Genomic DNA, 25,291 nt, shown 5'->3' with positions numbered 1-25,291 from the left:
ATATTGGGGTAGAACCATGCTATTTGGACTTGATGGCGTCGAGATCGGCCTGATCATCGTCTTTTTCTGCCTCTTCGGGGGCATTCTGTCCGGCTTTCCGGTGGCCTTTGCCATCGCGGGTGCGGGCGTCATTTCCTTCGCGATCATTGCCGCGCTCGACAGTGCGGGGCTGCTGATCCACCAGGCGATTGACAAAAGCTCGCCCGAGTTTGCGGGGCTCATAGCCGAGGGCGTGCGCTCTGAGGCGATATCGATCTTCCGATACCCGGATTTGCCGAGGATTGCGGAACCGGTCTTCGTCTCGGGGTGGGAAACCGCGCTGGATCGCAACGTCTCTTTCATCGTGAACCGGATCAACGAGCGCGTGCTCGCGGGTCAATCCATCGAGACGCTGCTGGCGGTGTTGATGTTTGTTCTCATGGGGATCACGCTGGAGCGCTCCAAGATCGCCAATGATCTGCTGACAACCATGGCGCGGGTCTTTGGCCCGCTGCCGGGGGGCCTCGCGGTCTCGGTGGTTGTGGTGGGTGCGTTCCTCGCGGCCTCCACAGGTATCGTTGGCGCGACCGTTGTGACCATGGGGCTCCTGTCGCTGCCCACCATGTTGCGGGCAGGCTATTCGCCCCAGCTGGCCACGGGTGTGATCGCGGCTTCGGGTACCTTGGGCCAGATCATTCCACCGTCGATCGTGATCGTTCTTCTGGGGACGTTGGCGGGGGATCTCTATTCCGCCGCGCAGGAAAATCGCGCCCAGCTTGCCGGGTGTTCGGACGCTCTGACGTTGCTGGGTGAGCCTGCGGTGGTCTCGGTTGGCACGCTCTTTCAGGCGGCGCTTTTGCCGGGCATCATGCTGGCGTTCCTCTATGGCGCCTATGCCTTTGGCTACGCGCTCTTCAACCCGTCCAAAGCGCCCGCCGTGGAGCTTGGCTCGACCAATTCCGAGCCGATCACGCGCAGCGAAGGCCTGACATGGTTCCTTGGTGTGCCTGCGGCCCTGATCTTTGTCGTCATCGCCTTTGGACAGCTGAACGTCGTGGGCAGCCAGAACGTCACGGTGGACAGCTTCTCCGATGCCGGTCAGACCGCATCGCTTCGCACCAACGTGTCCGAGCAATGTCAGGCCTCGATGATCGAGCTGCATGGTCAGGAAAAATGGGACGCGGCGGTGGCCGAGCAGGCCGAGATCGATGCGGCCGGCGGTGTTGCGCAAGCGGTTGAGCTGACCGATGAAGAACGCGCGGCGGCCCTGGTTGAGAACATCGCCAACGCAGCGCCCATCGGCACAGGTGTTGCCGTGGGCTTCCTGCTGCTCGCGCTGACGCTGGCCATTGCGCGGGGCGTTGCGCCCACGGCGGAGCCTTTGCCGTTGCTCATCGGCTTTGCCGGTGTCGCACTGGCCTTCATCATCGATGCGGTCGCGATTTCGCCGGTCACATCAGCGGGGGCCACCTTCTTGATCCTTCTGATCCCCTTGGCCATGGCGCTCTACGGGGTCCGGATCGCGGCGATCCGCCTGTCGAAGAACGAGCTCTTGCGCGTGGTCTTCCCACCGCTGGTCCTGATCGTGGCCGTGTTGGGTTCTATCCTCGGCGGCATCACCAACCCGACGCCCGCAGCGGCGCTTGGGGCCGGTGGCGCGATCATGCTGGCGGCTTACCGCAAGCTGGCCGATCAGAACCGCTCGGGGCGCATTGTGCTCATGACGACCTTCTCGGTCATCATCATGATCCTTGTGGGCATCAACTTCGATCTGCGCATCAACAATGCCGAAGTAAGCTTTGAGAGTTACGTGGCCTATGTCGTGGCGACGGCGGCCTATCTCTACTCGCTCTTCGGTCTCTTGTTTGCGCTTTGGGTGCTCTATGCGGGCGGTGTTCTGACGCCGGTCGTGCGGGAGACGGCGAAGGTGACGAGTATGGTCTTTACCATTCTCATCGGCTCGCAGTTGCTCAACCTCGTCGTGATCTCCTTCGGGGGCGAGCACTACATCCAGCAGTTCCTCCAGAGCTTTGACAATGAGTTCAAGGTCTTCATCATCGTGATGCTGGTGCTCTTCGTGCTGGGCTTCGTGCTCGATTTCCTCGAGATCATCTACATCGTGATCCCCATTGTGGGCCCGGTGATCTATGGCGGATCCTTTGATCCCAAATGGGTCACGATCATGATCGCGGTGAACCTGCAGACCTCGTTCCTGACGCCACCCTTTGGCTTCGCGCTCTTCTACCTGCGAGGGGTCGCGCCAAAAGAAGTGACGACGGCACATATCTATCAGGGCATCATCCCCTTCGTGGGAATTCAGGTCGTGGGTCTGGCGATCCTGTGGTTCTTCCCGACGATTGTGACCATTGTGCCGGATCTGATCCCGAACTAGCGGGTCACGCTGTGAGAATTGATAAGGGCGTCCTTTCGGGGACGCCCTTTTCCTTTGGCCTCTGAATGATTTTCAATCTGCCGCGGTGGCTTCGATCTCGAACATGAGCCCCGGCAGCGCCAGCCGGTTGACCTCCAGCAGGGTCATGGGTGGGGCGCATTGGATGGGGCCGAAACGCTGACCGAAGAGATCGAAGTTCTTCAGCGCCTCATCCATATCCGTCACAAAGACGCTCAGCCGGATAATATTGCCCAGCCCCATGTCCGCGCCCGCCAAGACGGCTTCGAGATTGTCCAGCGCCAGCGCGATCTGTCCGCGCATGTCGCCCTCGAATTGCGGGGCGCCTGTCTCATCAACGGCAGTCTGGCCTGCGCAGATCAATTGCCGGCGGTGGCCTTCGATGATCTCGCCTTGATTGTAGCCAAGGTTCAGGGACCAGCCCCATGGATTTACGGCGGTGCGTTGCATGATGTCTCTCCTTCAATATGAGCCTGAGGGAGGTCTAAAATGAATTAGTGCCAAAAAATGGCACTATATGTGCTATGGTACAAAAATGAATATACGCACCAGACATGACGCCATTATCCGCACCCTGCGCCGGCAAGGATCAGCCACGATTGAGACGCTTGCGCAGGAGGTGGGCGCGTCGCGCCGCACAGTGTTGCGCGATATCTCCGCGCTGCGCGATCAGGGCTTTGTGATCTATTCAGAACCGGGCCGGGGCGGCGGTGTGCAGCTTGATCCGCAATCCATGCAGACGACGGCGCGGCTTTCCGTTGCGGAAGTCTTTGCCCTCTTGATCAGCGTGGCGGCGATGCGGGCGGCGCAAAACCTGCCGTTTTCCGATCTGGCGGATGCGGGATTGGCCAAGATCGAGCGGTCCTTGCCGTCAGACAAGGTCCGCGATCTGCGCCGGTTTCTGGATTGTCTGCACATCGGGAAGCTTTCACCGTTGCAGGATCTCTCGGATGTGCAACCGATGGATCCTGATCTGTTGCCCGCCTTCGAGGTGGCTTTCCTGCAACGCCACGTTTTGCGCTTTGCCTATCGCGATGCGCGGGGCAATCAGACGCTGCGCGAGGTGGAACCTCAGGCGATGCTGATCCTGCAGCCCCTGTGGTATCTTGTGGCCTGGGATCCTGCGCGCGATGATTTCCGACACTTCCGTATGGATCGCATCTCCGCGCCTGTGGGCGTGCCGGAAAAGGGCTTTCGTCTGCGCCATGTGCCCTTTGAGGACGATGTCTGCCCCTATACTCAAATGCAGGAGGCCGCGCAGGCGGCACGGGCTGCGGTGAGCTAGAGCGCTTTGCGATCGGAGGACGAGATGCGCGGTACAAGCGCCTTCACAAGCTCCTTCATGTCGATCTGCCCCACGGGTCGCCCGTTTTCCACCACACGGAAGTTTTGCGACGTATCACCGCCCGAAAGCGCGATCAGGTGTTCCAGCGTGTCATGGGGGGCGACATCGCCCGCGTAGTCCGCACCCTCGGCCAGCGGGATCATGATGGAGTTGACCCGCAGGACCCGCGCGCGATTGATGTCGCTCACGAAGTCCTCGATGTAGGGGTCTGCCGGATGCATCAGAATCTGTTGTGGCTCGCCTTGCTGCACAACTGCGCCGTCGTTCAGGATGACCAGATGATCGGCCAGTTTGAGCGCCTCATCAAGGTCATGGGTGATGAAGATGATGGTCTTGTTCAGCTCCTTTTGCAGCTCCAGCAGCAGGTCCTGCATATCGGTGCGGATCAGGGGATCGAGCGCGGAGAAGGCCTCATCCATCAACATGATATCGCTGTTGGACGTCAGGGCGCGGGCGATGCCCACCCGCTGCTGCATGCCGCCTGACAGCTGATAGGGGTAGCGGTGTTCAAACCCGTCCAGCCCGACGCGCGCGAGCCAGCGGGCCGCCTCTTTGAGACGCGTGGGCTCATCAATGCCGCGCACCTGCAAGGCGAGCGCGGTATTTTGCAGAACGGTGCGATGCGGCAGAAGCGCGAACTTCTGAAAGACCATGGACATCTTCATGCGCCGAAGGGTGCGCAGGGCATCGGCATTCTTCTTGAGCACATCTTCGCCATCCACCAGCACCTCGCCAGCGGTGGGTTCAATCAGGCGGTTGAGATGGCGGATCAGCGTTGATTTGCCGGAGCCTGAAAGCCCCATGACGACGGTGATCTCGCCCGCCTGCATATCCACATTGATATCTCTGAGCCCCAGAACATGTTCGTGGCTGGCCAGCAGCTCTGCCTTGCCCATGCCGCCGAGCACGTGCGGCAGCACCTTTTGCGGTTTGGGCCCGAAGATCTTGTAGAGGCCGCGAATGCGGACTTTCGGGGCGGCGGTTTTAGGATTTGCCATGCTTTGCGCGCTCATTTGCTTTGCCGAGACACATCAACGCGTGCGAGCGCCGCTTTTGATGTGCGATCCAGCACGACGGCCAGCAAGACAATTCCCAAACCCGCGACGAGACCCACGCCTAGCTCGAGATTTCGGATGCCGCGCAGGACAAGGACGCCCAGGCCCGGAGCCGAGACTAATGAGGCAATCACCACCATCGACAGGCTCATCATGATCGTCTGGTTCACCCCGGCCATGATGTTGGGCAGTGCCAGCGGAAATTCGACACCGATGAGCTTTTGCCGCGGTGTCATCCCAAAGGCATTGGCCGCCTCCACAACATCGCGATCCACCAGCCGGATGCCCAGATCGGTCAGCCGGATCACGGGCACGATTGCGTAGAGAATGATCGCAATGCCGTAGAGCTTGGGTTCGGTCACGGAAAAGAGAAAGATCAACGGGATGAGGTAGACAAAGGTTGGCAGGGTTTGCAGAAGATCCAGAAGCGGGATCATCATGCGCTGCAACGTATTGGATTTGGACATCCCGATCCCGATGGGCACACCAAAGAGAACGCAGAGCGAGGTACAGACAAAGACGATGGACAAGGTTTGCAGGGCCGGGTCCAGATGGTCGATCACACCGAAGAACACGAACGTTGCCGCCACAAGCCCTGTGACCCGAAGCGAGCGCGAGACAAGCCAGGTCAGACCGATGAGCAGCGGGATGAGGATGAACCACGGCGTGGTGGTGAAGGCAAACAGAGCGCCTTCCAGAAGCCAGGAGAGCGGCTGGGTCAGCGGATCGAGAACGAGCTTGAGCGTATCCTTGATGGCCAGAAAGCTGTCTTCGACACCTGCCGTCATCTCCCGGGTGCGGGGCATTTCTGCGCAGGATTCATTGAGCGCGTCCAGCGACGGGAACGGCAGGGTGCCGCCTGCCTCTTCGGCGTCATCCCCGCGCGATTGGGCGAGAAGATCGGCCATGGACATGGGCGCGTCGGAGGAGGCCTGATCGCACCAGTCTCGCAACCCGAGGCTGTCAAATACCCAATCGTAAAATGCCATGGCATCCTGTCCCGTCGTCGTCTTTTGCGCGTATCAGGCGAACAAACCGAGCTGCTCCGGGGGGCATGCGTGCTGCGAACCCATGGGCTGGTTGCCTTGTGCGTATGTGAGGCATGGCGCTGGTATTGCGCAGCGCGTGTCCCGCGCACAGGGTTTCAAGTCTTGGCTGCAATTGCAACATGGCAGGTGCTTCATGGACAGCGCAAAGCAGCTCCGTCATGTTGGACGCCGGTATGTGCGGGATAAATGAGCGCAAAGAGGGCAGGCATGGCGGAGCACTCCGATCCCATTGGGGAAACACAATCGAAACCGTCGCAGATCCTCGTGGCCACAGATGCGCAGGGCGCGGTCGTCGTGGCGCGTGAGGGGCTCAGCTTTTGGGGCGGGGTTGATCCTGAAACCGGCCGCGTCATCGATGCGCATCACGATCTGCATGGGCAATCGCTGGCAGGCAAGATCGTCCTGATGCCCACCAGCCGGGGATCTTGTTCGGGCAGCGGTGTCTTGCTGCAACTGGCGCTGAACGGTCATGCGCCTGCGGCTCTTGTGTTTCGTGAGGCCGAAGAAGTTCTCACCTTGGGGTCGTTGATTGCGGCACATATGTTTGACCGGCCCGTGGCTGTTTTGCGTCTGACCCCCGCCGATTTTGACGCGCTCAGCCAAAAGGCCGAGGCGACGCTAAAAGGCACAAGGCTCACGGCGGGTGATCTCGCGCTGGATCTGGCCACGACGTCCCATAGCGATCTTGGCCTGACCAAGGAGGATCGGGAAAAGCTCGAAGGCGGGCAGGGGCGTGCCGTGGCCTTGGCGATGCAGGTGCTCTGTACCATGGCCTCCGCGCAGGGTGCGCGCCGGCTGATTGATGTGACCCGTGGGCATATTGATGGGAGTATCTACGCCCATGAGGCCAATCTCATCTTCGCTGAAGCCATGGCCGAGATGGGCGCGCAGGTGGCCCTGCCTACAACAATCAATGCCATTTCCGTGGAGCGGAACAATCTGGCGGCCCATGACCTGCCGCCGGATTTCTCAAATGCGGCGTGCCGTCTGGCGGATGCCTATGTGCGCATGGGGGCGCAGCCGACCTTCACCTGCGCGCCCTATCTCCTCGAGGACGCGCCGGGGCAGGGCGAAGACATCGGGTGGTCTGAGTCCAATGCGGTCATCTATGCCAATTCCGTCCTTGGCGCGCGCACGGCAAAACATCCCGATTACCTCGATCTCTTTGTCGCGCTGACAGGGCGCGCGCCTGAGGCAGGCGTCTATCTCGACGACAATCGCCGCGCGCGTGTTGTTATCGATGTAGCCTGCCCCGAGGGTATCGACGATGCGTTCTGGCCCTTGCTGGGCTGGATTGCGGGGCGGTGCGCGCCCGACAGTGTCGCCTTGATCAACGGGGTGGAAAAGGCTCAGCCGAGCAAGGATGATCTGCGCGGCTTATGTGCGGCGTTTGGTACGACGTCGGCCGCGCCGCTTGTGCATGTCGCGGGCATCACGCCGGAGAGCGATCTACCCCCCCGACCCGACGCGCGGCACGTTCGCGTCACCCCGTCAGACTTGCGCGCTGCTTGGGCGCAGCTCAACACGGGCACGGAGCAGATTGATCTCGTGGCCATCGGCAGCCCGCATGCGTCCTATGACGAGACACGCCGCTTTGCTGCGCTCATGCGCGGCCGTCAGGTATGCTCCGGGACCAAGGCCATTGTCACATTGGGCCGCGCTGTTCTCAGCCGCGCGCGGGCGGACGGCGTAGCCCAAGAGTTGGAGAAGGCAGGTGTGCAGCTGATTGCGGATCTTTGCTGGTGCTCAATCGTGGAGCCGATCTTTCCCACAGAGGCCCGCTGTCTGATGACCAATTCGGGCAAATATGCCCATTACGCAGAGGGGTTGAGCGGGCGGGCGGTGCGCTTTGGCGGGCTGGTGGCCTGTGCGGAGGCGGCCTGTTCGGGGCATGCGCCCACGCAATGGCCGGTCTGGCTTGATGAGAGCATTTCGACGGAACCCTGACACATCGCGCCTCACGAAAATCATGAGAAAGCAGGTGCCTGGCAGTGGTTTTGTAATCCAGAGTGTTCGCGAGATGCTATACGCCACGCGCCTCTATTGCAGATCAGCGGGCAAACCGAGGGCCGCCAAGGCATCCTCCCGGTTGTCAAAAAGATGCACGGTCTGCTTTCCAAACCCTTCGGCCAGTTTCTTGTAAGCCATTGTGCCAAATCTCAAAAGCGGATTGCGGGCGATAATGGCCGTTTCCATGACGGGCATTCCGTCTTTGATCAGGCGCATCTTCGAGCGCACCATACCGGGCAGTTTCCACAGCTGGAGGTCAAAGTTTTGCACATCACGCAGATCGATCAGAATGCGTTGCGGCAGGGGGTCCGCGTCTTCAATGAATGACCGAAACGAGTCCAGCGACTCCTCCATAGTGACCCGGCCAGCGTAATGAACGATGACAAGTTCGTACTCCGGACGTGGCGAGATGAGGATCGGCATAGACCACAGGTAGGAGGATACCGGCAGCGGAGCAAGTGCTCAAAAGGTCATCCCGAGAGGCGTCCTTGTTGCAAATTGCCGCGCAGGAGGATGGTTTAGGAGCGACTTTTGGTTAATCCTGAGCAAGGACCGTATCGAGCGCAACCGGATCGATGCGCAAGAAGCCAAGCGCTTCTTCGCGCGTTCTGAAGACCGCTGCGAGTTGTCTGTCCGACGTGGAGACCAATCGCACGTATTCTTCCCATTTGGCGAAGACATCGTCCTGCGGCGCATAAATGCCCATGACCATGCTCACCTCAAACGGATCCAGAATGGACAGCTTCTGAGACACGAAATGCAGCATTTCCTGAAAATCGATGTCCAGCTTCGTAACGCCGCTGCAATCGGCCAGGACAGGGGTTCCTGAATAGGCGTGGCCCGAGGTCAAATACTCGATGAAGTTGCTCGCGGATTCTTCAAGAACAACCGTGCCCTGCCACGTCACGATGACGATGTCTGGGTCGGTGAAGATGCGATAACTGACCGGCATTACAAAATGTTACGCGCTTTGGCGTCATGGGAGCAAGCCCGCAGACGCCAAAGCGTGGATGACATAGCGTCATGTGTTGCCCGCCTTGGCTGGCAGGTTGGGTCAGTCCATCGCCTTAAAGTTGAACTCGCCACCTTCCTTGATGCCGGACGGCCAGCGCGCCGTCACGGTCTTGGTGCGGGTGTAGAACTTGAAGGCGTCCGGACCATGCTGGTTGAGATCCCCGAAGCCCGATTTCTTCCAGCCGCCGAAGGTGTGATAGGCGAGCGGGACGGGGATTGGCACGTTGATGCCCACCATGCCGATGTTGATGCGGTTGGCGAAGTCCCGGGCGGCATCCCCATCCCGGGTGAAAATCGCGGTGCCATTGCCGTATTCATGATCCATGGCCAGACCAATGGCTTCCTCATAGGAGGCCGCACGGACGGTTGAGAGCACGGGGCCAAAGATTTCCTTGCGGTAGATGTCCATCTCAGGCGTCACACGGTCAAAAAGATGCGGCCCGACAAAGAAGCCGTCTTCATACCCCTGTAGGGAAAAGTCGCGTCCGTCGACCACGAGCTCGGCGCCCTGATCAACGCCAGATTGAACAAGGCCGAGGATGTTTTGCTTGGCAGCTGCGGTCACGACAGGTCCGTAATCCACATCATCGCCCGCCGTATAGGGGCCAACTTTCAGCGACTCGATGCGCGGCACAAGCTCTGCGATCAATCGATCAGCCGTTTCATCGCCGACCGGAACCGCGACCGAGATCGCCATGCAGCGCTCGCCTGCGGCCCCGTAGCCCGCGCCCACGAGCGCATCGGCGGCCTGGCCCATATCGGCGTCTGGCATGATGATCATGTGGTTCTTCGCGCCGCCAAAACACTGCACGCGTTTGCCGTTGGCGCAGCCGCGCGCGTAGATGTATTCGGCGATGGGTGTTGAGCCCACAAAACCGATGCTTTGCACGATGGGGTGATCAAGCAGCGCGTCCACAGCTTCCTTGTCGCCATTCACGACCTGAAGGATGCCCTTGGGCAGGCCGGCTTCTTCCATCAATTCCGCGAGCATGAGCGGGACCGAGGGATCGCGCTCGGAGGGTTTGAGGATAAAAGCGTTGCCGCAGGCGATGGCGGGCGCAAACATCCACATCGGGATCATGGCCGGGAAGTTGAACGGCGTGATGCCCGCTGTGACGCCAAGTGGCTGACGCATGGAATACATGTCGATGCCGGGGCCCGCGCTATCGGTGAACTCACCCTTGAGCATCTGCGGCGCGCCGATGCAATATTCGACCACTTCGAGCCCGCGCTGCACATCGCCCTTGGCATCGGGCAAGGTTTTGCCATGCTCGCGCGAGAGCGCTTCGGCGAGCTTGTCCATGTCACGGTTGAGCAGGTGCACGAATTGCATCAGAACCCGGGCGCGGCGCTGCGGATTGGTCGCGCCCCAGGCCGGTTGAGCGGCAGCCGCGATTTTGACGGCGGTGTTGACCTCATCGGCGCTGGCCAAGGCCAGTTGCGCCTGCACTTCGCCCGTGGCGGGATTGAACACATCAGCGCTCCGGCCTGATGTGCCCGCCACGTGGGCGCCATTCATGTAATGGGACAGCTGTTGCATGCGATCTCTCCTCAAGATGTGAACTGGTCCAGTTTCCATCCCTCTAGCATTGCGGAGATGCATGACAAAGGGGCATGATGGCAAAAGCATATTGCAATTTTGCAAGGAGGCGAGCTCATGGATGATTGGGACGATCTGCGCATATTCCTCGCAACAGCACGGGCCGAAACCCTGTCAGGCGCCGGGCGGGCCTTGCGTCTGGATGCGGCGACGGTCGGGCGGCGATTGGCGCGGCTCGAGGAGCGGTTGGGGCAAGTGCTCTTTCTCAAGTCGCCCAGAGGCTATGCGCTGTCCGAGGCGGGCATGCGGCTTTTGCCTGCGGCAGAGCAAGCTGAAATCGCGGCGCATGCGGCGGTGGAGGCCTTGGGAGAGCCCAGTGAAGGCTTGGCCGGTCAGGTCCGGATCGGCGCGCCGGATGGGTGCGCGAACTATCTCCTGCCTCAGGTCTGCGCGCGGCTGGTTGCCGAGAATCCGGCGCTGGAGTTGCAAATTCTGGCCCTCCCACGGGTGGTGAACCTCTCCAAACGGGAGGCCGATCTGGCGATCACGGTCTCGCGCCCGACAGGGGGGCGGCTCATGGTGCAGAAGATTTGCGACTATACGTTGCTTCTGGCGGGCTCGCGCCGCTATCTCGCGGCCCATGGGCCGGTGCAAGCGCGCGCAGACCTGCGACACCACCCTATGGTCGGCTATATCCCGGACATGATTTTTGATGCCGAGCTGGATTACATGCGCGAGCTGGGCTTGGGCGGTGTGCATTTCGGGTCAAATTCCGCATCGGTTCAGCTCAATCTGTTGCGACAAGACGCTGGGCTGGGGATTTGCCATGCCTTTGCCTTGCCAGCCGCGCCAGAGGTGGTCCCGGTGTTGACGCAGGACATCCGCCTGACCCGGAGTTTCCACCTTTTGCGCCATGCCGAGGATCACAAGCGCGGGCGTCTGACACGGCTTGCGGACCGTCTGGTTTCCCTGATGCGGGCCGAGATTGCCCGGCTTGAGAGCCCATTCGACCTAAGGGAGAATTGACAGAAGGCCCCCTGTGCCGCGATGCTGGGGAAAACAAGCCAATCACAAGCGACGAAGGGACAGCCAATGCTCGTGCAACAAATCCTGAATTCCAAATCAGATCAAGCTGTTGTGACTGTTTCACCGGGGACATTGATCTCTGAGGCGGCCAAGATTCTGGCGGAAAAGCGGATCGGGACGGTCATTGTCTCCAAGTCTGGCCAGACCGCGGATGGGATCTTGTCGGAGCGGGATATCGTGCGCGAGCTGGCAGCGCGCGGGGCAACCTGCCTGAGCGATGCTGTTTCGGACTACATGACCTCTGAGCTCAAGACTGCGTCGCGGGAGGACAATGTGGACACAGTTCTGGCCACCATGACCGCAGGCCGGTTCCGCCATATGCCCGTGATTGATGACGGCGCGCTTGTGGGGATCGTGACTTTGGGAGATGTGGTCAAAGCCAAGTTGTCCGAAGTTGCCATGGAGAAGGATGCCCTTGAAGGCATGATAATGGGCCATTGATCGCGCGACTTTCTCCCCCGCGACACCTGACCGCTTGAACCGGACGGCGATTTGAGGCTTTCTCCGCGCAAACGGCCGCGAGACCGGAGGGACAGGAATGCGCGTTGGACTTTACCCGGGAACCTTTGATCCGGTGACCCTGGGGCACATGGATATCATCCGCCGTGCCACGGCTCTTGTGGACAGGTTGGTGATTGGTGTTGCGATCAATCGTGACAAGGGCCCGCTTTTTCCGCTCGAAGATCGGGTTGCCATGATCGAGACGGAATGCGCGGCTTTGTCCGAACAAACCGGCGTGGAAATCGTGGCGCATCCCTTTGAGAACCTCCTGATCGATTGTGCCAAGGACGTGGGCGCAGGCGTGATTATTCGCGGGCTCCGGGCTGTTGCGGATTTTGAGTATGAATTTCAGATGGTTGGAATGAACCGCGCGCTCAATGATGATATTGAGACGGTATTCCTGATGGCGGAGGCGAAGCATCAGGCCATTGCCTCCAAGCTGGTCAAGGAGATTGCGCGGCTTGGGGGGGATGTGTCGAAATTTGTCACGCCTGCGGTCAAAGAGGCGCTTTTGGCCCGCCTCGATCGCTAGAGTGCGACAGAGGCAGGCAGTCTTTTCATCGCAGGCCGGTGTTATGGTACTCCGCGAAAAACCTGGATCACGACGACACTGCCAAGCACCCGCGTTTTCGTGAAACGCGGTGCATCAGGTTTCCGTCGAAGTGTTTTACTCGCCGTAAACTGCTTTATACGCGATCTTCTCGGCATCGCCGGGATAGATATCGAGATCCAATGCGACATCCACAGGCATATTGCGCAGGGCGTCGACGGTGCGCAGGTAGGATGCGCGCTTTTGGTACCGTTTTTGGAGTTCTGTGAAAACACTGCTCATGTTCGTGCCTCCTTTCAAGAGGGTTTGGAGTTGCGTGGTCTTTGAACCACTGACACCCCGTACATAAGCAAGTTGGTGGCGCTAACAATGCACAGCTTGTCAGGCCCGCCTTGCAGTTTTTGCAAGGCTCCCCGAGGTAAGGTTAACAATCTTTTCAGGTGGTTACGCGAAGCGTTCCTGAATTTCGCGCTTGATCTCATCGGCTGGGGTCACGCCCTGGATCGTGTGCACGTGCTTTCCTGCGCCATCAAGAAAGACGAGGGTCACATTGGGCAACCCCATGCGCGCCTGAAACTCCGCGCCTTCCAGAGTTGTGATGTTGGCCACGAGATATTGGGTTTGGGCGGCATCTTTGCATTGGCGCAAGGCCTTGCGTGTGGCTTTTTGAAGCGCGGTGCAGAGCGCGCATTGCGGATCGTGGATTTGCACGATCGTGGCCATGCCATTGCCGATCCTGCTCAGGTCCGTCTCGGCGAGCTTTTTGCGAAAATCGAGAGCCAGCGCTGTACCACCGCCGCCCAGAACGGCCGCGCCCGCGCCAAAAAGCGCCAGCGTTTTGAGTGTGTCGCGACGGTTGGTGGGTTTCGGGGCGGCAGGTTGTGCGTCCTGTGATTTGCGCCGCTTGGTGGTTTTACGTGCCATGGTGTGGTGCCCCTCGTGAATTTACGCTGAGATAACCACAAAAAAGGCGCGTGAAGGGTCAACTTCCCTCACGCGCCCGTGAACTCGTACCATAATTATGGGTTACAGAAACTTGGCCATGGCAATTGCGGTATCGGCCATCCGGTTGGAGAAACCCCATTCGTTGTCATACCAGCTCAGGATACGACACATATTGCCGTCCATGACCTTGGTTTGATCCGTGGCGAAAATGGAGCTGTGGGGATCATGGTTGAAGTCCATGGAGACCAGCTTGTGATCTGTCGCGCCCAACACACCTTTGAGCGGGCCATTGGCGGCGGCGCGGATCGCGTCATTGATCTCGTCGACGCTTGTGTCGCGGTTGGCTTCAAAGGTGAGGTCGACCACTGAGACATTCGGCGTCGGCACCCGGATGGCCACACCGTCAAGCTTGCCGTTGAGCTCGGGCAGGACCAGACCAACCGCTTTCGCAGCGCCCGTAGACGTCGGGATCATGGACATGGCCGCCGCGCGGGCGCGGTAGAGATCCTTGTGCATCGTATCGAGCGTCGGCTGATCGCCTGTATAGCTGTGCACGGTGGTCATGAAGCCGCGTTTGATGCCGATGGCGTCATTGAGGACCTTGGCCACGGGCGCAAGGCAGTTGGTCGTGCAGGATGCGTTGGAGACAATCACATCCTCGGCTGTCAGCTCATTGTCGTTCACGCCATAGACGATGGTTTTGTCTGCGTCCTTGCCGGGCGCAGAAATCAGAACGCGGCTGGAGCCGTTCTCGAGATGGGCCTGGCAGGCGTCCTTGGAGGTGAAGATGCCTGTGCATTCCAGCACGACATCCACGTCTGACCACGGAAGATCCGCAGGATTGCGCATGGCGGTGACAGCCATGGGGCCACGTCCCACATCGATGCTCTCGCCCGACACGGTCACCTGCGCGGGAAAGCGGCCATGCACTGTATCGTATTGCAGCAAATGCGCGTTGGTTTCGACAGGGCCCAGATCATTGATGGCCACAACCTCGATGTCTGTCCGCCCGGATTCGATGATCGCGCGGAGTACGTTGCGGCCAATCCGACCGAACCCGTTAATTGCAACTTTCACAGCCATCCGTCTGGTCCTTATGCATTTTTTGTCTTTGTGACGGCGTGACATGGTGGGTGCTGCGTCAGGCTATGCCCTTGCAGCTGCGTTCAGCCCGTGCCCCGCCCCGTTCTGTTACCGCTAACAACACGAACCAGCCGGTCCTGTCAAGTCATCGCCAGAAGGCGAGCCACTCAATGAGATCGAGACCCTTCTTGGACAGGAAGAGGAAATGCTCGGTGCCGAAAAACACCCAGTCAATCCCGATGCAGACCAGAATGCTCAAGCCTGTCCAAAATGCGATGCCATTTGTCATGGCGCAAACATGGGGCAGGGCCGCGCAAATGAAAAGGGCCTGTGGGCGGCGCGGTCGGTGCAAAACGCAAAAGACCAGAGCGCACGGCTCTGGTCCCTCAATTCAGTTTGAAAAGGATGGTATCAGACCAACCGGCCCATGGCCGCGGCGACATCTGCCATACGAACAGAGAAGCCCCATTCGTTGTCATACCATGCCAGCACCCGCACGGTGCGCTTGCCCACGACCTTGGTCTGGTCGGGCGCGAAGATACTGCTGTGGGGGGTATGGTTGAAATCAATCGAGACCTTGGGCTCGGGATCATAGGCCAGAACAGCGCCCATATGCCCGGCAGCGGCTTCACGCACCACTTCGTTGACGTCTTCGACCGTCACGTCTTTGGAAGCCTCAAACGTCAGATCCACAGCGGAGACATTGGGCGTGGGCACGCGCATGGCGGTGCCGTCCAGTTTTCCCTTGAGGTTGGGCAGCACTTCCCCCAGCGCCTTGGCGGCCCCGGTTGACGTCGGGATCATTGCCATGGCCGCCGCGCGGGCGCGGTAGAGATCAGAGTGACGCCGGTCCAGCGTGGGCTGATCGCCGGTGTAGGAGTGGATCGTTGTCATGATGCCGCGCTCAATCCCGATGGCCTCATCGAGAACCTTGGCCAGAGGAGCGAGGCAATTTGTGGTGCACGACCCATTGGAGATCATCGTGTCGCCATCCACCAGATCACGATGGTTGACCCCGAAAACAACGGTCTTCTGGACGTTCTTGGCAGGTGCGGAGATCAGGACGGACTTGGCGCCTTGCTTGATATGCACATCTGCCTTGTGGCCGTCATTGAACTTGCCCGTGCATTCCAGCACGACATCGCAGCCGCTCCAATCGAGCTCAGTCGGATCATATGTCGAGAAAACCTGCATCGGGCCACGGCCCAGATCCATCGTGTCACCAGACACTTTCACTTCATTGCCAAAGCGCCCATGGATGGAATCGTAGCGCAGAAGATGCGCCGAGGTCTCGATCGGGCCTGTTGCATTGATCTTCACAACTTGCACATCATTGCGCGCGCTCTCGGCAATATGAGCCAGCGTACAGCGGCCAATTCGGCCAAAACCATTGATCCCGACAGTCACAGTCATGGGGCACTCCTTACGTCCGTTGCCGTTCAGGTACCCGGCCTTTGTGTTAAGACAAAGGAAAAAGTGTTTTTCCACCAACATGATAGCGATAACCGTGGCAGGCTGGCGCAACCTGGCCCGAGGTGAGCGCTAACGGTTGCGGTACCATTTTGGAGGTTTCCGCACACAACGGCATACGATTCGCAGCCCTTGCAGGTTTTTGCCTGCGCGTTAGGGTGCAGCTCAACGGAAAAGAAGCGTGTCGGGAGTGTGGGTATGAGCGGTTTGTTGGCCTTGTTTGATGATGTGGCGGCCATTGCCAAGGTGGCGGCAACCTCCGTGGACGATGTTGCTGCGGCGGCTGCGAAGGCGGGCGGCAAAACCGCCGGCGTGATCATTGATGATGCGGCCGTGACGCCCAAATACGTCCAGGGTTTCGCGCCCGCCCGCGAATTGCCGATCATCTGGCGGATCGCCAAGGGGTCGTTTTTCAACAAGCTGGTGATTTTGCTACCTATCGCGATGCTGCTCGCCAATTTTGCGCCCTGGTTGATCACGCCGCTGCTGATGCTCGGGGGGTCATACTTATGTTTCGAAGGCGCCGAGAAGGTCTTTCACTGGCTCTTCCCGCATGCGGACAAGCATGTTGAGGCGGATATGTCAGTTAAGGATCCGGGCCATCTTGAGGAGGAAAAGGTCAAAGGCGCGATCAAGACGGATTTCATCCTGTCGGCCGAGATCATGACCATTTCGCTGGCCGCCATTGAAGCGCCCAACGTGTGGATGCAGGGCGCGACGCTGGCCGTCGTTGCGATTGCGGTCACAATCGCCGTGTATGGCTCGGTGGCCCTGATCGTGAAGATGGATGACGTGGGGCTTTATCTTGCCCGCAATGGTCAAACATCCATGAGCCGGTCTTTTGGCAACGGTCTGGTCAAGTTCATGCCGCATCTGCTCAAGGTGCTCTCAGTCGTCGGCACGGCGGCCATGCTTTGGGTCGGCGGGTCGATCATGGTGCACGGTTTGCACGATCTGGGCCTGCATCACCCTTATGTCGATATCAAACATATCGCTGAGGGGATCGCGGGATCGGTCGAGGCGGCGCAGGGCTTTGTAAAATGGTTCTTCACCGCGTTCTTTGACGGGATCATCGGGCTGGCCTATGGGCTCTTGCTGATCCCGGTCATCTTGCGGGGCATTATGCCTCTGTTCGGCAAGAGCGTGCATTAAGCCTCGGTGGCGGACGAAGTTTGGGGCGCGCCTGTTGGATGCTGATGCGCTCTGAAGGCTCTCGGTCCCGGTCATAACGCCCGCGGATTTCCGCGTGCCCGGGCCGTATCTCGGCGGTCCTTCGCCGCGTCCTGCCGCATATCGCCATTTGATGCGCCACTTCTTGCGCGCCGGGCGCGGCGAGATGCCGAAAAACGCGGCCCGCCTCGCCTGACCTATCGGGCGCCATGCGAGAGCGCGCATGCCCATGACACCCCAATCAATAGGTGTCACTATGGAACTGAAAGCAAAATCCCTCTCACTGGATACAATCGCAGAACACGTCAGCCTTGATCCCGGCTTGCGTGCGCGCACCAGCGTGGAGGATATAAATGGCGGGATCGCGGCGGCGCGGTTGATGAATGAGGTTATCCTCGAAGCGGTGGCTGCGACGGGCGTGAATGCAGACGGGCGCATTTCGGCGGGCGATATGCAAAAGCTCTCCGACTATATCCGCGCCGATGATGCGCTCTATGCCAGGTTTGTCGAGGGCCATGGCGATGACGAGGGCAATGAGGAAACCGGCTTTCATCTTGTTCAGGGCGATGGCGGCACGCTGAAGTTTCAGGGGCGCGCCTTCATCAACACGGTCGCCGATGCGATTTACCACGTTGGATTTCCCATCGTTGACGGGCGGTTCGAGAACGAGGACGGCGACGCCAATGAGCTGGCCGTCGATGTGGCGGGGTGGCTGAATTACTACCTGAACGGCGTCAACATCGTCTATGGGAGCGCAGAGAGCGAGACCCTCTATAGCGGAAAATACAGCGCCGAACTCGTCGATGCGGCCAATGAATTGTTCTACGCAGGCTCCGGTGACGACAAGATCTGGGCGGGCGAGGGCGACGATTCCGTGCGCGCTGGCGATGGCAATGATGTCTCCGGCGGCGGCAAGGGCGATGACACGCTGCGCGGTCAGGACGGCGATGACAAACTCTGGGGCGAGCAGGGCGACGACAGCCTCATTGGCGGCAACGGCGCCGATGAGCTGGGCGGCCACACGGGCGATGACACATTGCGCGGCGGCCGGGGCGACGACAAGCTCTGGGGCGATGCCGGCGAAGACAGCATCAATGGCAACGGCGGCAATGACAAAATCGGTGGCGGGTCGGGTGATGATCTCCTGACTGGCGGCTCGGGCGATGATGAGATCGGCGGCGGCAGCGGCGCGGATCGTATGCTCGGCGGCAGTGGCAACGACAAGCTATGGGGAGTCACCGGCGAAGATACGATCAAAGGCGGCTCCGGAGATGATCGCATCGGAGCCGGGCAGGGCCATGACTTGGTCAGAGGCGGCAGCGGCGACGACACGATCTGGGGCGATCAGGGCAATGACCGCCTCAAAGGTGGGCGCGATGATGATGTGCTGGGCGGGGCTGATGGGCAAGATACACTGTCCGGTGGCAGTGGTGACGACACGCTAACGGGGGGCAACGGCCGTGATATCATGCGCGGCGGCACCGGGCGCGATGAACTTCTGGATTGGGAGGATGGCAAGGCGCGCGATATCTTCGTCTTTCGCGCAGGCGATTCCGGGCTCGGAGATCAGGCGGACGTGATCAAGGGGTTTGATGCGGGCCGTGGTGGCGGAGCGGACCGTATTGATCTCAGCGAATATGGCGGCTTGCGCTTTATCGGCACGGAGGCTTTCAGCTCCGGCGCGTCGGTCCGGGTGGACAAGGATCTGGTCCAGATCGATGTCGACGGTGATGGCGGCGTGGATGAAGAAATATCCGTGCTCTGGGTTGGCACGCTGGAGGAGGTGAATTTCATCCTCTGACAGGAAAAAGGGCAAGGCTGTGTGCGCAGCCTTGCCCCTTCATGTCCTGAGGTATGCTCTGATCTTTAGCGGCGCGTTTCTTCCCAATCTCCGCCGATCAGCTTGCGGACCTTGTCGGCCACGGCCTCGGGCGTGATGCCGAAATGCTCGTAGAGCTGTCCTGCAGGAGCAGAAGCGCCAAAGCCGTGCATGCCAACAAAGCCTGATTTCTCACGCTTCCCGCGCTCCCCAAAGAGCCAGCGATCCCAGCCCATGCGAATGCCCGCCTCAACGGCGACCCGGACCGGACCGCCGGGCAGAACGCGGCGACGATAGGCTTCGGGCTGCTCCTCGAAGAGCTCCCAACAGGGCATGGAGACGACGCGCGTGCCGATGCCTTCGGCCTGCAGGATATCGCGCGCGGCCATGGCGATCGAAACCTCGGACCCCGTGGCCATCAAGACCGCCTGACGTTTGCCATCCGCATCCGCCAGCACGTAGGCGCCTTGCGCGGTCAGGTTGGAGCGCTTGTTCTCCGTCCGCACTGTGGGCACGCCCTGACGAGTGAGCGAGAGCACCGACGGCGTGGCATCCTGCGTGAGCGCAATTTCCCAGGCTTCCGCCGTCTCGACGGTATCCGCCGGGCGGAACACAAGCGTGTTGGGTGTGGCGCGGGAAATGGCCAGATGTTCGACCGGCTGGTGCGTCGGGCCATCTTCGCCAAGACCGATGCTGTCATGGGTCATGACATAGACGACGGGCATCTTCATCAAGGCCGACAGACGCATGGCCGGGCGGGCGTAATCGGTGAAGCACATGAACGTGCCACCGTAGGGCCGGATGCCGCCGTGCAGCGCCATGCCGTTCATCGCGGAGGCCATGCCATGTTCGCGAATGCCCCAGTAAACGTAGCGCCCCTTGCGATTGTCCACGTCAAAGACGCCCAGATCGGCTGTCTTGGTGTTGTTGGACCCCGTGAGGTCCGCAGAGCCGCCAACAGTCTCGGGCAGGACCGGGTTGAGCACTTCGAGCACCATCTCGGAGCTCTTGCGCGTGGCGACCTTGGGTTGTGTCTCGGACACTTGCGCCTTGAGCGCCTTGATCGTGGCCGAGAGCTTCTTGGGAGCCTCGCCTGCCATGGTGCGGGCGAATTCCTTTTGACGGCTGGCCGAGCATTCCGCGAGACGCAGGTCCCATTCCGCGCGCTCCGCCGCGCCGCGGCTGCCGATTGCTTCCCAAGCGGCTTTCACATCATCGGCCACTTCGAAATGGCCCAGAGGCGCGCCATAGGCCTCTTTTGCTGCGCGCAATTGGTCTGCATCGGTCAGGGCGCCATGGCCCTTGGAGGTGTCCTGCGCGGCATGGCCCAAGGCGATATGCGTCTTGCAGGCGATCATCGAGGGTTTCTTGGTCTTCTTGGCCGCCGTGATCGCGGCGTCGATGGCCTCGGGATTATGGCCGTCGATTTCCTGCACATGCCAGCCCGCGGCCTTGAAACGCCCCACCTGGTCGGTGCGATCCGACAGCTCGACCGTGCCGTCGATGGTGATGTTGTTGTTGTCCCAGAAGACGATCAAACGCGAGAGCGCCTGACGGCCTGCAATGCCGATGGCTTCGTGACTGACACCTTCCATAAGACAGCCGTCGCCCGCCATCACATAGGTATAGTGATCCACAAGCTTCGTGCCAAAGCGCGCCCGCAGCATCTCCTCCGCCATGGCAAAGCCCACGGAATTGGCGATGCCCTGACCCAGCGGACCGGTGGTCGTCTCAATGGCCTGCGCCAGAAAGTTCTCGGGGTGGCCCGCGGTCTTCGCGCCCAACTGGCGGAAGTTCTTGATTTGCTCCAGCGTGATCTCGCTGTCACCACTGAGATAGAGAAGCGCGTAGAGCAGCATCGAGCCGTGCCCCGCAGAAAGGATGAACCGATCCCGGTCCGCCCAATCGGGTCGCGCAGCGTCAAATTTGAGGTGTTTTTCAAACAAAACAGTCGCCACATCGGCCATGCCCATGGGCATGCCGGAATGGCCTGAATTGGCCGCCGCGACGGCATCGAGGGTGAGCGTGCGGATGGCAGCCGCCTTCTTCCAATGGTCTGGATGGGCGGATTTGAGCGCGTCGATGTCCAAGGGATCTATCCTTCATCTCAGGGTTTGCCCGCTCCTTAACAGCCCGGGATCAAAGATCAAGAAGGCCACAGGCCGCAATCTGGACCTTGGGTGAAGACCCCGCGCTAAGCGTTTGAAAACATGGGGGGCGCAATTTCCCGAACATAGGTTTAAAATCGGCATCCAGACGCGCAGAGCGATTCGCGTCAGGGTGTAATGCCCAACAGGCAGGAAGACGCGTCGCAGCGGCCCGGCGGGGTGTACGTTGCGGTGTGAGACAGAAAGGTCGGGCAATGGCAGATATCGAGGACATGCAGCGCCGCATTACGCAGGCCCTGCATCGTATCAGTGCAGCAACAGATCACATGGCCAGCGGTGGCCCCGATCAAAGCGGAGAGATTGCCGCGCTCCAACAGGCGCTTGAAGATGAGAAAACGGTGACGTCTCAATTGGATGAGCGCATCAAGGGCCTCAAGGAAAAACACGCGACCGAGCTTGCCGAGGCGCAATCCGCCAGCGCGGGTCAGGCCGAAGCCATGGCCCAGGTCGATGCCGAGCTTCAGCGTTTGCGCCGCGTCACCCAGCAATTGCGCGAAAACAACCGCGCCCTGCGGGAGGCCAATGAGAAGGGCGTGGCAGAGCCGCATCTGATCAACAAAGCCATGCTGGCCGAGCTGGAAGCGCTGCGTGCCGAACGGGCCGCTGATGTTGCGGAAGCCAGTGCGATTTTGTCATCGCTTGAGCCCATGTTGGCCAAAGGGGAGGGCGCCTGATGCCTGAAGTCGCGATTTCCATCGGAGGGCGGACCTTCGAAGTGGCCTGTCAGGACGGCGAGGAGCATTACCTGCATGCCGCCGCCAAGATGCTGGATACCGAGGCACGCGTGCTGACCGATCAGATCGGTCGCGTTCCGGAGGCACGCATGTTGCTCATGGCGGGTTTGATGCTGGCGGACAAAACCGCCGCCTTTGAAGACAAGACCCGTGAGCAGGCCGATGTCATCGCGCAGATGCAGGCGGAGCTTGAAGAGCTGCGGGCGCGCCCTGCGCCTGCACCCCAGCGTGTCGAAGTGCCGGTCATTCCCGATGACGTTGCGGATTCCCTTGCGGAAATCGCGGCGCGTGCGGAAGCCCTGGCCGATGCTGTCGAGGAAAAAGCCGGCGGAGACTAGGTCCCGCAGAAAGTGGCCTGAACGATCTCGGTCTCCAGTGGCGGTCGCGTGAGATCGTCGAAGCGCGGATCTGTCTCGTAGGGGGCGGAGAGCGCGTCCATCATGCGTTTGAACGGCGCCAGATCTCCTGCAACGGCGGCTTCGATCATCTGTTCGATCCGGTGGTTGCGCGGAATGCGGGCGGGGTTGGTCTGGCGCATAAGGTCTTGCGGCGCCGTCTCTTGCGCTAGGCGGGCACGCCACTGGACCTCCCATGCGTCAAACGCAGCGGGATCGGTAAATTGATCGCGCGCGGCATTTGCGGACAAGGCGCGGAAGGTATTTGTGAAGTCAGCATCGTGATCGGCCATGATCTGCAAGAGATCGGTGATCAGCCGTGCGTCGTCCGGGGTGGCCTCTGTGAGGCCGATCTTGCGTCCGAAGTGATGCAGCCACCGCGCGCGGATCAGGCCGGGCATCGCGTGGACAGCTTCTGTAAACTGTTCAATCGCAGCTTCACTGTCCGGCATCAGCGGGACGAGAGACGTGGCCAGCTGTGCCATGTTCCACACGATGATGTCGGGCTGGTTGGCATAGGCGTAGCGGCCTTGCCGATCAATCGAGCTGAAGACGGTATGGGGATCATAGCGATCCATGAAGGCACAGGGGCCGTAATCGATTGTCTCGCCTGAAATCGTGCAATTGTCGGTGTTCATGACCCCGTGGATGAAGCCCACGGACATCCATCGGGCCACGAGATCGGCTTGCCGGGCAATCACGCCTCGAAGAAAATCCAGCGGATTGTCGGCGTCGGGGTCGTGGCGCGCCACGGCATAGTCAAAGAGCGTTTGCAGGTGTTCGAGCTGGCGACGCGCGGCGAAGATCTGGAAAGTGCCCACGCGCAGATGCGAGCGCGCCACCCGTGTCAGCACCGCGCCCGGCAGGGCGGTTTCGCGATAGACCGTTTCGCCCGTGGCCACAGCGGCCAAGGCACGGGTGGTGGGCAATCCCATGGCGTGCATCGCTTCAGACACGACATATTCGCGCAAAACAGGGCCCAGCCAAGCGCGGCCATCGCCCGATCTGGAAAACGGGGTCCGGCCAGACCCTTTGAGCTGAATGTCGAAGCGGCCTGCAGCATTGACCACTTCGCCCAGCAAGATCGCCCGCCCGTCGCCCAATTGTGGGTTGAAATGGCCAAACTGATGCCCCGCGTAGATTTGCGCCAGCGGGCTTGCCCCCTCGGGCGGATGGTTGCCGGAGAAGACCTGCGCAAGCTCCTCCTCCGCGCCAATTCGCAGGCCCAGCTCTTCGGCCAAGGCAAGGTTGAACACCAGAAGTTCCGGTGCTTGAACCGGCTCGGGCGCGACATGGGCGGCAAAGCCTTCAGGCAGCCGGGCAAAACTATTGTCGAAGGGAATGTGCAAGGTCATGCAGGATATATATTGTGCCGCGCCGCTCTTTACAGAGGTTAAAGCGCGCGGGTCATGAGCTGGTAACGATCGCGCAGCGCAAAGCCCACTTTCGCATAGAGCCGCTGCGTTTTTGTGTCGGTTTTATCGACCTCCAGATGAAGCGCGCGCAAACCCGCGCCGGCGAGCGCCTTTGGCAGGGCGATGAGGACCTCTGTCGCCATGCCGCGCCCGCGCACCGCCGGACGGATGTAGATTTCGTCGATAAACCCGTCCAGCCCGCCAAATTCCAGGGACCACCCAAAGGACACGACCAGATAACCCACGGGCGCGCGTGCCGGGCCAATGAGGTAAGCCGCGCCATGGGGCGAACCTTCCAGCAAGGGCAGGAGCGCCGCGCCGCGCTGGTCCGGATCGCTTGGCAGTTCCATTTCCTCGGCGAAAGCGCCAGACATCGCGACCAGACGCTCCAGATGCTCCGGCCGTGCAAGCGTCAGTGCCGCGCTCATAGTCGGGCCAGCCGTTCGGTCAGAAGCGTGAAAAAGCCGTCTGCGTCGATATCACCGATGAACAGGGCATTGGGCGCGCGATCCGTGACGCGCCACCAATCGGCAACGGTCATCCCCATGGTGAGCTCTGACTGGGTTTCGATTTCCACGTTAATACAGCGGCCAGAGAAGAGATCGGGCTTGATCAGGTACGCCGTCACGCAGGGATCATGCAGCGGTGCGCCTGCGGAGCCATATTTCTCCTTGTCGAAGCGCTCAAAAAAGTCGGTCATCTGTGCGACGGCGGTGCCGACAGGCGTGCCCAGATTGCGAAACGCGGAATTGCGCTCGGACGTGACCAGCGCCTTGTGCGTGACATCGAGTGGCATGACAACGATTGATGCGCCGGATTTAAACACGATATCAGCGGCTTGGGGGTCGACGTAAATGTTGAACTCCGCCGTGGGCGTCATATTGCCCACTTCGAAATAGGCCCCGCCCATCAGTACGATTTCCTGCACCTTTTCGATAATGTCAGGCGCGCGCTCGAACGCTGTGGCGATATTGGTGAGCGGGCCAAGTGGACATAATGTGATCGTATTGGCGGGATGCGCGCGCAGCGTATCAATGATGAAATCAACGCCATGGGTGTCCTGAAGCGCCATCGTCGGGTCAGGCAGGTTCGGGCCATCCAGCCCCGTTCTTCCGTGCACATGTTCTGCGGTGACAAGCGCGCGGCCCAAGGGAGCGTCGCAGCCTGCGAAGACGGGCACATCGGGCTTTCCGGCAAGCTCACAGACGATCCGTGCGTTCTTCGAGGTCAAATCAAGGGGGACATTGCCCGCCACTGCGGTGATGCCCAGAACATCGATCTCTTCGGGGCTCGCCAAGGCCAGCAGGATGGCGACAGCGTCATCCTGTCCGGGGTCTGTGTCGATGATGATTTTGCGTGGGCTCATGGTGTAATCTCTGGACGTGGAGGATGCTTGGCTTGCGTGTCAGTAAGTGGCTGTTTTCCAAATGAGCGCGCCGTGCGCGCGCTTTATTTCTTTGTTTCGTGTCGCTCGGAGTCACCAGAGCAAAAGCTCCGCAGCCCTCCTGCGCTTGTGCCTTTGGTGACAGAGCCGGACTGTCGCCGCAAGACAA

At 60.4% G+C, this 25,291-nt stretch carries 25 protein-coding genes; 10 read left to right on the top strand and 15 right to left on the bottom strand.

Annotated elements, in window-relative coordinates:
* The first annotated feature begins 16 nt into the window (after nt 1-16).
* The gene (locus tag ACP15S_RS08625) at nt 17-2,371 is read left to right on the top strand and encodes a TRAP transporter large permease (protein ID WP_425039159.1); all 2,355 of its coding nucleotides are present in this window, start codon (nt 17-19) and stop codon (nt 2,369-2,371) included.
* Between the two features lie 72 nt (nt 2,372-2,443).
* On the opposite strand, the gene ACP15S_RS08620 is transcribed toward ACP15S_RS08625, so the two are convergent.
* Nucleotides 2,444-2,839, bottom strand: coding sequence for a RidA family protein (locus ACP15S_RS08620; RefSeq protein WP_425039158.1), 396 nt, complete (start codon nt 2,837-2,839; stop codon nt 2,444-2,446).
* Between the two features lie 85 nt (nt 2,840-2,924).
* On the opposite strand from ACP15S_RS08620, the gene ACP15S_RS08615 reads away from it, so the two are divergent.
* Nucleotides 2,925-3,674: a helix-turn-helix transcriptional regulator gene (locus ACP15S_RS08615; protein WP_425039157.1), complete on the top strand. Its 750-nt coding sequence runs from the start codon at nt 2,925-2,927 to the stop codon at nt 3,672-3,674.
* Here ACP15S_RS08615 and ACP15S_RS08610 read toward each other — a convergent pair.
* Both ACP15S_RS08610 and ACP15S_RS08605 read right to left on the bottom strand, forming a co-directional pair.
* Nucleotides 3,671-4,732 (bottom strand): quaternary amine ABC transporter ATP-binding protein, encoded by a 1,062-nt coding sequence (locus ACP15S_RS08610; RefSeq protein ID WP_425039156.1) that lies wholly within the window; start codon nt 4,730-4,732, stop codon nt 3,671-3,673. The two genes, ACP15S_RS08615 and ACP15S_RS08610, sit on opposite strands and share 4 nt — an antisense overlap.
* Nucleotides 4,733-4,743: 11 nt before the next feature.
* A complete protein-coding gene (locus ACP15S_RS08605; RefSeq protein ID WP_425039155.1) occupies nt 4,744-5,778 on the bottom strand; it encodes an ABC transporter permease in 1,035 nt (344 codons plus the stop codon).
* 267 nt (nt 5,779-6,045) lie between these two features.
* On the opposite strand from ACP15S_RS08605, the gene ACP15S_RS08600 reads away from it, so the two are divergent.
* The gene (locus ACP15S_RS08600) at nt 6,046-7,785 is read left to right on the top strand and encodes an aconitase X (protein WP_425039154.1); all 1,740 of its coding nucleotides are present in this window, start codon (nt 6,046-6,048) and stop codon (nt 7,783-7,785) included.
* Nucleotides 7,786-7,878: 93 nt separating this feature from the next.
* Here ACP15S_RS08600 and ACP15S_RS08595 read toward each other — a convergent pair whose 3' ends face one another.
* From ACP15S_RS08595 to ACP15S_RS08585, 3 genes are all read right to left on the bottom strand, one after another.
* Entirely contained in the window at nt 7,879-8,271 is a 393-nt protein-coding gene (locus tag ACP15S_RS08595; RefSeq protein ID WP_425039153.1) for a hypothetical protein, read from the bottom strand.
* A gap of 112 nt (nt 8,272-8,383) precedes the next feature.
* Nucleotides 8,384-8,800 carry a hypothetical protein gene (locus tag ACP15S_RS08590; RefSeq protein WP_425039152.1) on the bottom strand — a complete coding sequence of 139 codons (417 nt, stop codon included), beginning with the start codon at nt 8,798-8,800 and terminating at the stop codon, nt 8,384-8,386.
* A gap of 102 nt (nt 8,801-8,902) precedes the next feature.
* Complete coding sequence (locus ACP15S_RS08585; protein WP_425039151.1) at nt 8,903-10,402, bottom strand: CoA-acylating methylmalonate-semialdehyde dehydrogenase; 1,500 nt, start codon at nt 10,400-10,402, stop codon at nt 8,903-8,905.
* Nucleotides 10,403-10,519: 117 nt separating this feature from the next.
* On the opposite strand from ACP15S_RS08585, the gene ACP15S_RS08580 reads away from it, so the two are divergent.
* From ACP15S_RS08580 to coaD, 3 genes are all read left to right on the top strand, one after another.
* Nucleotides 10,520-11,428 carry a LysR family transcriptional regulator gene (locus ACP15S_RS08580; protein WP_425039150.1) on the top strand — a complete coding sequence of 303 codons (909 nt, stop codon included), beginning with the start codon at nt 10,520-10,522 and terminating at the stop codon, nt 11,426-11,428.
* A 66-nt stretch (nt 11,429-11,494) separates the two neighbouring features.
* Nucleotides 11,495-11,929: a CBS domain-containing protein gene (locus ACP15S_RS08575; protein WP_425039149.1), complete on the top strand. Its 435-nt coding sequence runs from the start codon at nt 11,495-11,497 to the stop codon at nt 11,927-11,929.
* 97 nt (nt 11,930-12,026) lie between these two features.
* Nucleotides 12,027-12,521 (top strand): pantetheine-phosphate adenylyltransferase, encoded by a 495-nt coding sequence (gene coaD, locus ACP15S_RS08570; protein ID WP_425039148.1) that lies wholly within the window; start codon nt 12,027-12,029, stop codon nt 12,519-12,521.
* Between the two features lie 135 nt (nt 12,522-12,656).
* Here coaD and ACP15S_RS08565 read toward each other — a convergent pair whose 3' ends face one another.
* The 5 genes from ACP15S_RS08565 to gap (ACP15S_RS08545) all read right to left on the bottom strand — a co-directional run bounded on the left by ACP15S_RS08565 (nt 12,657) and on the right by gap (ACP15S_RS08545) (nt 15,980).
* Entirely contained in the window at nt 12,657-12,821 is a 165-nt protein-coding gene (locus ACP15S_RS08565; protein WP_425039147.1) for a hypothetical protein, read from the bottom strand.
* Nucleotides 12,822-12,983: 162 nt separating this feature from the next.
* The gene (locus ACP15S_RS08560; RefSeq protein ID WP_425039146.1) at nt 12,984-13,463 is read right to left on the bottom strand and encodes a hypothetical protein; all 480 of its coding nucleotides are present in this window, start codon (nt 13,461-13,463) and stop codon (nt 12,984-12,986) included.
* A gap of 102 nt (nt 13,464-13,565) precedes the next feature.
* Nucleotides 13,566-14,567 (bottom strand): type I glyceraldehyde-3-phosphate dehydrogenase, encoded by a 1,002-nt coding sequence (gene gap, locus ACP15S_RS08555; RefSeq protein WP_425039145.1) that lies wholly within the window; start codon nt 14,565-14,567, stop codon nt 13,566-13,568.
* A 145-nt stretch (nt 14,568-14,712) separates the two neighbouring features.
* Nucleotides 14,713-14,856 carry a hypothetical protein gene (locus ACP15S_RS08550; protein WP_425039144.1) on the bottom strand — a complete coding sequence of 48 codons (144 nt, stop codon included), beginning with the start codon at nt 14,854-14,856 and terminating at the stop codon, nt 14,713-14,715.
* 122 nt (nt 14,857-14,978) lie between these two features.
* Complete coding sequence (gap, locus tag ACP15S_RS08545; RefSeq protein WP_425039143.1) at nt 14,979-15,980, bottom strand: type I glyceraldehyde-3-phosphate dehydrogenase; 1,002 nt, start codon at nt 15,978-15,980, stop codon at nt 14,979-14,981.
* Between the two features lie 255 nt (nt 15,981-16,235).
* Here gap (ACP15S_RS08545) and ACP15S_RS08540 point away from each other — a divergent pair, with 255 nt between their 5' ends.
* Both ACP15S_RS08540 and ACP15S_RS08535 read left to right on the top strand, forming a co-directional pair.
* The gene (locus ACP15S_RS08540; protein ID WP_425039142.1) at nt 16,236-17,189 is read left to right on the top strand and encodes a DUF808 domain-containing protein; all 954 of its coding nucleotides are present in this window, start codon (nt 16,236-16,238) and stop codon (nt 17,187-17,189) included.
* Between the two features lie 274 nt (nt 17,190-17,463).
* Nucleotides 17,464-19,008: a calcium-binding protein gene (locus ACP15S_RS08535; protein WP_425039141.1), complete on the top strand. Its 1,545-nt coding sequence runs from the start codon at nt 17,464-17,466 to the stop codon at nt 19,006-19,008.
* A gap of 65 nt (nt 19,009-19,073) precedes the next feature.
* Here ACP15S_RS08535 and tkt read toward each other — a convergent pair whose 3' ends face one another.
* The gene (tkt, locus tag ACP15S_RS08530) at nt 19,074-21,116 is read right to left on the bottom strand and encodes a transketolase (protein WP_425039140.1); all 2,043 of its coding nucleotides are present in this window, start codon (nt 21,114-21,116) and stop codon (nt 19,074-19,076) included.
* Between the two features lie 272 nt (nt 21,117-21,388).
* Between tkt and ACP15S_RS08525 the strand changes: the two genes are divergently transcribed.
* Both ACP15S_RS08525 and ACP15S_RS08520 read left to right on the top strand, forming a co-directional pair.
* A complete protein-coding gene (locus ACP15S_RS08525; RefSeq protein ID WP_425039139.1) occupies nt 21,389-21,868 on the top strand; it encodes a hypothetical protein in 480 nt (159 codons plus the stop codon).
* Nucleotides 21,868-22,266 carry a cell division protein ZapA gene (locus ACP15S_RS08520; RefSeq protein WP_425039138.1) on the top strand — a complete coding sequence of 133 codons (399 nt, stop codon included), beginning with the start codon at nt 21,868-21,870 and terminating at the stop codon, nt 22,264-22,266. Before ACP15S_RS08525 ends, ACP15S_RS08520 begins: the two co-directional genes overlap by 1 nt.
* On the opposite strand, the gene ACP15S_RS08515 is transcribed toward ACP15S_RS08520, so the two are convergent.
* The 3 genes from ACP15S_RS08515 to ACP15S_RS08505 are packed head-to-tail and all read right to left on the bottom strand — an operon-like array spanning nt 22,263 to nt 25,104.
* Complete coding sequence (locus ACP15S_RS08515) at nt 22,263-23,678, bottom strand: protein adenylyltransferase SelO (RefSeq protein ID WP_425039137.1); 1,416 nt, start codon at nt 23,676-23,678, stop codon at nt 22,263-22,265. The genes ACP15S_RS08520 and ACP15S_RS08515 overlap by 4 nt on opposite strands.
* Nucleotides 23,679-23,716: 38 nt before the next feature.
* A complete protein-coding gene (locus ACP15S_RS08510) occupies nt 23,717-24,166 on the bottom strand; it encodes a GNAT family N-acetyltransferase (RefSeq protein WP_425039136.1) in 450 nt (149 codons plus the stop codon).
* Nucleotides 24,163-25,104 carry a nucleoside hydrolase gene (locus ACP15S_RS08505; RefSeq protein ID WP_425039135.1) on the bottom strand — a complete coding sequence of 314 codons (942 nt, stop codon included), beginning with the start codon at nt 25,102-25,104 and terminating at the stop codon, nt 24,163-24,165. Before ACP15S_RS08505 ends, ACP15S_RS08510 begins: the two co-directional genes overlap by 4 nt.
* Between the last annotated feature and the right edge of the window lie 187 nt (nt 25,105-25,291).

Source organism: Primorskyibacter sp. S187A (assembly GCF_049800955.1).
In the GTDB taxonomy this organism is placed as follows: Bacteria; Pseudomonadota; Alphaproteobacteria; order Rhodobacterales; family Rhodobacteraceae; genus JAKVBH01.
Note: the sequence above shows the minus strand (reverse complement) of the source record. Positions and strands in the feature narration are given on the sequence as shown.